General features: G+C 60.1%; 1 protein-coding gene. It reads right to left on the bottom strand.

All coding sequences use genetic code 11. The features are described from left to right. Window positions 1–2: 2 nt before the first annotated feature. Entirely contained in the window at window positions 3–488 is a 486-nt protein-coding gene (locus J8I29_RS29670) for a ferritin-like domain-containing protein (RefSeq protein ID WP_209434426.1), read from the bottom strand. Window positions 489–559 lie beyond the last annotated feature (71 nt).

The raw sequence follows: 559 nt of genomic DNA, 5'->3' as shown, positions 1-559 counted from the left end.
GATCAGGCCGCCTTCTTGTTGACGCCTGCCACTGCGAGCTTGGTGAGAAGCTCGTCGGTCTTGATCTCCTCCTGAAGCGTCTGGTCGAGGAGTTTTGCGATGTCCGGCTTGCCCAGCTGCTGGGCCCAGGTCTTCAACGTGCCGTAGCGCGAGATCTCGTAGTGCTCGACGGCCTGTGCGGCGGCGGTGAGACCGGCATCCAGCGCCGGCGCGCCCTTGAACTCCTCCATCACTTCCTTGCCTTCCTCGATGATGCCGAGGATCGCATCACAGGTCTTTCCGCGGGCCGGCTTGCCGAGCTGCTCGAAAATCTCCTGCAGACGGTCGACATGACCCTCGGTTTCCTCCCGATGCGTCTCGAAGGCCTTCTTCAGCTCAGGCGTCTGGGCCTCTCGCGCCATCTTGGGCAGGGCACGCAAGATCTGCTTTTCAGCATAGTAGATGTCCTTCAGCGTCTCCACGAACAGGTCCTGCAATTCCTTTGCCATTGATTCCTCCTGAGTAATCCAAGCCGATCATGCGGCACCGGCTAGAACTGCGTTGCATGCGATGCGTTCCA

The organism is Labrys sp. LIt4 (genome assembly GCF_017813775.1).
Taxonomy (GTDB): domain Bacteria; phylum Pseudomonadota; class Alphaproteobacteria; order Rhizobiales; family Labraceae; genus Labrys; species Labrys okinawensis_A.
Note: the sequence above shows the minus strand (reverse complement) of the source record. Positions and strands in the feature narration are given on the sequence as shown.

Coding starts and splice junctions, on each gene's coding strand:
- J8I29_RS29670 (WP_209434426.1), bottom strand. CDS start 488: ATGGCAAAGGAATTGCAGGACCTGTTCGTGGAGACGCTGAAGGACATC.